The sequence below is a fragment of the Sphingomonas sp. CCH9-F2 genome (assembly GCF_001556735.1).
GTDB lineage: Bacteria > Pseudomonadota > Alphaproteobacteria > Sphingomonadales > Sphingomonadaceae > Sphingomonas > Sphingomonas ginsenosidimutans.
Genome location: NZ_LSJO01000155.1, coordinates 1 through 5,075 on the forward strand (window position 1 = coordinate 1; position 5,075 = coordinate 5,075).

Annotated in this window: 7 protein-coding genes; all 7 read left to right on the forward strand. The window is 69.9% G+C overall.

Annotation, left to right across the window (positions count from 1 at the left end):
- The coding region (locus tag AX685_RS04490; protein WP_331710147.1) for a hydroxyacylglutathione hydrolase C-terminal domain-containing protein at positions 1 to 135 on the forward strand (135 nt) is incomplete at its 5' end.
- 54 nt (positions 136 to 189) lie between these two features.
- Complete coding sequence (locus AX685_RS04495; RefSeq protein ID WP_066485868.1) at positions 190 to 609, forward strand: hypothetical protein; 420 nt, start codon at positions 190 to 192, stop codon at positions 607 to 609.
- Between the two features lie 21 nt (positions 610 to 630).
- Positions 631 to 1,953 (forward strand): cystathionine gamma-synthase family protein, encoded by a 1,323-nt coding sequence (locus AX685_RS04500; protein WP_066485870.1) that lies wholly within the window; start codon positions 631 to 633, stop codon positions 1,951 to 1,953.
- Between the two features lie 39 nt (positions 1,954 to 1,992).
- Positions 1,993 to 2,757, forward strand: coding sequence for an SIMPL domain-containing protein (locus tag AX685_RS04505; RefSeq protein ID WP_096611437.1), 765 nt, complete (start codon positions 1,993 to 1,995; stop codon positions 2,755 to 2,757).
- Positions 2,758 to 2,908: 151 nt separating this feature from the next.
- Positions 2,909 to 3,058 (forward strand): hypothetical protein, encoded by a 150-nt coding sequence (locus AX685_RS22290; RefSeq protein WP_176484840.1) that lies wholly within the window; start codon positions 2,909 to 2,911, stop codon positions 3,056 to 3,058.
- 112 nt (positions 3,059 to 3,170) lie between these two features.
- The gene (locus tag AX685_RS04510) at positions 3,171 to 4,631 is read left to right on the forward strand and encodes a flavin-containing monooxygenase (RefSeq protein WP_066485879.1); all 1,461 of its coding nucleotides are present in this window, start codon (positions 3,171 to 3,173) and stop codon (positions 4,629 to 4,631) included.
- Positions 4,632 to 4,659: 28 nt separating this feature from the next.
- Positions 4,660 to 5,034, forward strand: coding sequence for a winged helix-turn-helix domain-containing protein (locus tag AX685_RS04515; protein ID WP_066485882.1), 375 nt, complete (start codon positions 4,660 to 4,662; stop codon positions 5,032 to 5,034).
- Positions 5,035 to 5,075: the final 41 nt, after the last annotated feature.

Sequence of the window (5,075 nt, forward strand, 5' to 3'; positions counted from 1 at the left end):
GTCGACGCGCTGCGCGCCGCGGGCGAGGCGACGGTGCCGACCACGATCCACGCGGAACGTGCGACCAACCCGTTCCTGCGCGCGGCGGATGCCGACGAACTGGCGCGATTGCGCGCGGCGAAGGATGCATTCTAGCGTTCGTGCGTTATCGGATATGTCGGGCGCGGGGGACGGATAGGGAGAGAGCGAATGCGGTTCCTCATCAGCTTCACCGCCGCGGCGGCATTGAGCGCGCTGGCGGTGGTCGGCGCCAACGCCCAGCGCGAACCGGCGCGCGGTTCCGTCGAGGCGAAGGCGGCGGCGGAATATCGGCAGCTGCTGGCGGGCAAGATCCCCGGCAAGCCGGAGACGTGCATCGACACGCGGTTCAACAACCCGCGGCTGACCGCCTATGACGGCAAGCTGATCTACCGGGTCAGCAGCAAGCTGGTCTATGTCAGCGACACCGGCGGCGGGTGCAGCAACGTCGCGCGCGGCGACACGCTGGTGACGCGCCAGTATCAGGGCCGGCTGTGCCGCGGCGATATCGCGCAGACCGTCAACCTGCCGATCGGGATGCCGACCGGCAGCTGTGCGATGGGCGATTTCATCCCCTATCGATCCAAATAAGACAGAAGAGGACGAGGACGCATGAGCGGCGAGACCGAGGACACGCTGACCGGCGTGGAGACGACGCGGCGTTCCGCCAAACCGGAGGTCGATGCGATCGGCGGACGCCGGCTGAAACCCGCGACGCTGATGATGGGCCATGGATACGACCCGGCGCTGTCGGAAGGCGCGCTGAAGCCGCCGGTGTTCCTGACCAGCACGTTCGTGTTCCCCAACGCCGCCGCCGGCAAGCGCCATTTCGAGGGCGTGACCGGCAAGCGCCCCGGCGGCGCGGAGGGGCTGGTCTATTCGCGGTTCAACGGCCCCAACCAGGAGATACTGGAGGACCGGCTGGGCATCTGGGAAGGCGCGGAGGATGCGCTGACCTTTTCCAGCGGCATGTCGGCGATCGCGACGCTGTTCCTGTCGCTGGTGCGGCCGGGCGACACGATCGTCCATTCCGGCCCGCTCTATGCCGCGACCGAGACGCTGATCGCGCGCGTGCTGGGGCAGTTCGGGGTGAAGTGGCTCGATTTCCCCGCCGGCGCCACGCGCGCGGAGATCGATGCGGTGCTGCAGCGCGCCGCGGACGGCGGGCGGGTGGCGCTGATCTACCTCGAAAGCCCCGCGAACCCGACCAATGCGCTGGTCGATGTCGAGGCGGTGGCGGCGAGCCGCGACGCGATCTTCGCCGATGCCGCCGACATGCCGCCGATCGCGATCGACAACACCTTCCTGGGGCCGTTGTGGTCGCAGCCGCTGCGCCACGGCGCCGACGTGGTCGTCTACAGCCTGACCAAATATGCCGGGGGCCATTCCGATCTGGTCGCCGGCGGGGTGCTGGGCGCCAAGGCGCTGATCAACACGATCCGCGCGATGCGGAACACGATCGGCACGATCTGCGACCCCAATACCGCGTGGATGCTGCTGCGCAGCCTGGAGACGCTGGAACTCAGGATGAGCCGCGCCGGCGACAATGCCGCCAAGGTGTGCGCGTTCCTGCGCGATCATTCCAAGGTGGAGCGGGTCGGCTATCTCGGCTTCCTGGCGGAGGCGGAGGGGCGGCAGGCCGATATCTACCGCCGGCATTGCACCGGGGGCGGCTCCACGTTCTCGCTGTACCTGAAGGGCGGCGAGGCGGAGGCGTTCCGGTTCCTCGACGCGCTCAGGATCGCCAAGCTGGCGGTCAGCCTGGGCGGGACGGAGACGCTGGCGAGCCACCCGGCGGCGATGACGCATCTGTCGGTCGCGGACGAGCGCAAGCAGGCGCTGGGGATCACCGACAATCTGGTGCGCATCTCGATCGGGGTCGAGGATGCCGACGATCTGATCGCCGACATGGAACAGGCGCTGGCGGCGATCTGAGGCGCGGATTTGACGCCGGGAATCGAGGAGGGCGACGTGATGCGACATGCGATGCTGGCCGCTGCGGCGGCACTGGTACCGGCGGCGGGGATGGCGCAGGCGCCCGCCGGGCCGGAACGGACGATCCGCGTGACCGGGGTGGGCGTGGTGCGGACCCCGCCCGATACGGCACGGCTCGACTATTGGGTGCGCGGCGAAGGCACGACCCCGGACGAGGCGAGCCGCGCGCTGGCGACGCGGCAGAAAGCGATCGCGGGTGCGCTGGGCGGGTTGCTGGGCGCGGGGGCCGAGATCACCACCGGCAACGTCATCGTCATCGAGGTGAAGGACCGCGCCTGCGACGACCAGGGCTATAACGGGCGCCCGCGGCTGAGCCAGGGGGCGTGCGCGATCACCGGTTATCTGGCGCGGATGCAGGCCGGGGTGCGCACCGGCGCGATCGGCAAGGCGGGGACTGCGGTGGGACTGGCCGCACGGCTGGGAGCGAGCGATGCACGGCTGACGGGCTTTTCGCTCTCGAACCCGCGCGAGGCGCAGGCGCGCGCCACCGCCGCCGCGATCGCGGATGCGAAGACGCGGGCGGAGGCGGTCGCCACGGGTGCGGGGACGCCGCTGGGCGCGATCGTGACCGTCACCGACCAGGAGGGGTACGAACCGATCGTCATGGGCGCGGCGATGCGGGCGGCGCCGCCCCCACCGCCGCCCCCACCCCCTGAGGCTATGGCGCCGGTGGCGATCGACGTGACTCCGGCGCCGATAGAGACGCGCCAGCAGGTGTCCGTGACCTATTCGATCGGAGGGTAAGACCGGCGGGGACCGACCTGCGCCTCCGCCACCCCCGGAGGCGTCCGACACCGACTCCGTCGCACCCGCAGCGGCGCTGATCGCGTCACGTGTGTGGGCGGGCGATCGTAGGATACTTGTCGGGGTCGCGTCGACGCCATAGCGTTGCGCCATGACGAAGTTCACCCCGTTCGCCGCGCTGGCGATATTCTGGTTCATCGGTATCGTCGTGGGCAAGCCGGGACTGTGGTTTCCGCTGGGGTTGCTGGCGATGATCGCGGTGGCGCTGATCCAGAAGCAGCGCGACACGCCGCCGCCGTGAGAAGGGAGCGACCTTTCCGCTTCTAAAACGATCGACTTTAACCGCTTCCCTTCGCGGCACCTGCGCGGCATTCTGCCGGCGCGCGGCGACAGACCGCATGAGGAGAGGCAGGATGGGCAAGCGGATCGCGGTGATCGGTGCGGGGATGGGCGGGCTGTGCGCCGCAATCAAGGCGCGCGAGGCCGGACACGAGGTGACGATCTACGAACATGCCGATTCGGTGGGGGGCACGTGGCGCGCCAACCGCTATCCCGGCGTGGCGTGCGACGTGCCGGCGATCCTGTACCAGTTCAGCTTCGCCCCCAACCCGCACTGGAGCCACCATTATGCGCGCGGGCCGGAAATCCACGCCTATACGCAATCGCTGGTCGAACAGTTCGGGCTGGGCGAGGTGTTGCACCTGAACGAAGGCGTGGTGCGCGCCGCCTGGGACGAGGGCGCGCGGCACTGGACGGTGGAGACGGAAAAGGGCGCGCGCGCGACGTTCGACGCGATCGTCCCCGCGCTGGGGCAATTGTCGCGGCCGCAATGGCCGGCGATCGCGGGACGAGAGACGTTCGCTGGCACGATGTTCCACGCCGCCGACTGGCCCGAGGGCATCGACCTGACCGGCAAGCGCGTCGGCGTGATCGGATCGGCGGCCAGCGCGGTGCAGCTGATCCCGGAGGTGGCGAAGGTCGCCGGGCATCTGACGGTGTTCCAGCGCACCCCCAACTGGATCGTGCCGCGCATGGACGTGGCGATCACGCCAGAGGCCAAGGCGCTGATGGCGACGCGCATGGACGTGGCGATGAAGCTGGGCGCGGCGCAGCGCGCGATGATCTTCGACCAGGCCGATTTCCTGACGTGGCAGGCGTTCCAGTGGACACCGGAGGGGCGCGCGGCGTTCACGCGTACCGCGCTCGATCATCTGGCGGCGCAGGTGCCCGACCCGGACCTGCGCGCGAAGCTGACCCCCGATTATCCGGTCGGGTGCAAGCGCATCCTGATCTGCGACGATTTCTACCCCGCGCTGTGCCGCGACAATGTGACGCTGGTGACCGGCGGGGTCGACATGATCGAGCCGGGCGGGGTGCGCACCCCCGACGGGCTGATCGAGCTGGACGTGATGATCTTCGCCACCGGATTCGAGACGACCGAGTGGAACTGGTCGATGGAGGTCGCCGGCAACGGCGGGCGCACGCTGCGCCAGGCATGGGCGGACGGGCCGGAAGCCTATCTGGGGATCATGGTGGCGGGCTTTCCGAACATGTTCGTCCTTTATGGCCCCAACACCAACCTGGGGCACAATTCGATCAGCTTCATGATCGAACAGCAGGTGGCGTACATGCTGCGCACGCTCGACGCGCTGGAAGCCGAGGGCGCCAGCGCCGCCGACGTGACCGCCGAGGCGCAGGCGCGGTTCCAGCAGCGGATCGAACAGCTGCTGGCCGGCACCGTCTGGGCCGATCCGCAGTGCAACAGCTGGTACAAGGCGGCGAACGGGCGCATCTACCAGAACTGGGCGGGCAATTGCACCGAATATGCCGCCGCGACCGCCTCGGTGGACCGCGCGGCGGTGGCGTTGACCTGACCCGCGCGCGGGGCGCATCATGCGCGCGATGCGCCACGGTCCCCTGAAGCTGAAGGCCCAGATCCTGTGCGGGGAGGCGATCGCGCTGGGGCCGGGCAAGGCCGACCTGCTGGAGGCGATCGCCGAGCATGGCTCGATCTCCGCCGCGGGGCGCGCGCTGGGGATCAGCTATCGCCGCTGCTGGCTGTTGGTGGACGAGATGAACCGTTGCTGGCGCGAACGGCTGGTGGTGACGGGGCGCGGCGGGGGCGGGGGCGCGGCGGTGACCGACGCCGGGCGGCGCGTGCTGGCCGCCTATCGCGCGCTGGAGGCGGCGATAGACGCGGCGGTGGCCGCGACCGCGGCGTTCGCGACGCTGGACGCGGCGCTGCGCGATGAACCGTTGCCGCCGCCTGCGCCCTAGTATCGCGCGCGCGGGTGTGACACGGGCGCGCGGGTGGAGAC